General features: G+C 68.5%; 1 protein-coding gene. It reads right to left on the reverse strand.

What is annotated here, in order from left to right:
- Positions 1 to 642 (reverse strand): ISL3 family transposase (locus ACFPJ1_RS43225; RefSeq protein ID WP_380112272.1); only part of this gene is annotated, 642 nt, incomplete at both ends.

Here is a 642-nt window from a genome sequence, read left to right on the forward strand (position 1 = left end):
TGCTGCATCAGCTCCCGGCCCTTGGTCCTGTCGGGTTCGCGGTAGGCGACGATCATGCGCTGGTAGATGCCCCAGGTCGCCTCGACTTCGACGTGGTCCTCGGTCGCGAACAGGTCGGCCAGTCGCTGGGCCTGCTTGTCGGTGAGGAGGCCGGCTCCGGTGTGCAAGGTCCGTCGGGCGTTGTAGAGCGGGTCGCCCTTGCGGCCGCGGTGACCACGGATGGCTTGCTGGACCCGTCGGCGGCACTCGTCGAGCGCGTCGCCTGCCAGGCGGACGACGTGGAAGGGGTCCATGACCGCGACCGCGTCGGGCAGCTCTTCGGTGGTGGCGGTCTTGAACCCGGTGAAGCCGTCCATCGCGACGACCTCGACCCCGTCTCGCCATGACTCGGGCCGCTCGGCCAGCCACTGCTTGAAGGCTTGCTTGGAGCGGCCCTCGACCATGTCGAGCAGGCGTGCGGGGCCGGTGCCGTCGCGGATGCCGGTGAGGTCGATGATCACGGTGACGTACTTGTCGCCGCGGCGGGTGTGCCTCCACACGTGCTCATCGACGCCGATCACCTTCACACCGTCGAACCGGTGGGGGTCATCGATCAGGACCCGCTTACCCTCGGCCAGGACCGCGTCGTTGGCAGTGTTCCAC

The organism is Kribbella qitaiheensis, assembly GCF_042657745.1.
In the GTDB taxonomy this organism is placed as follows: domain Bacteria; phylum Actinomycetota; class Actinomycetes; order Propionibacteriales; family Kribbellaceae; genus Kribbella; species Kribbella qitaiheensis.